Raw genomic sequence first — 239 nt, 5'->3', positions numbered from 1 at the left:
ACCCCCGGATCAAAGCTTGCTTACAGCTCCCCGAGGCAGTTTCGTTGTTCGCCACGTCCTTCTTCGGCTCCTAGCGCCTAGGCATCCTCCGTGTGCTCTTAGTAGCTTAACCAATTGCTCCGGTTGGCTGACCAACCTTCGCGCTACCTTAGATACTTCACTTGTTTGCACAAGTTCAGCTTAAAGGAATTCTAATTTACGCAATTTCGTTTCGTTATCTAGTTTTCAAGGATCAAATC

Annotated in this window: 1 rRNA gene; it reads right to left on the bottom strand. The window is 47.7% G+C overall.

Going from position 1 to position 239, the window contains the following annotated elements:
- Nucleotides 1–112 (bottom strand): 23S ribosomal RNA (locus KJS63_RS25985); the annotation flags it as partial.
- Nucleotides 113–239: the final 127 nt, after the last annotated feature.

The sequence above is a fragment of the Paenibacillus sp. J22TS3 genome (assembly GCF_018403205.1).
Lineage (GTDB): Bacteria > Bacillota > Bacilli > Paenibacillales > Paenibacillaceae > Fontibacillus > Fontibacillus tuaregi.
The sequence above is the reverse complement of the archived record's forward strand: the minus strand, read 5'-3'. Positions and strand labels throughout refer to the sequence as shown.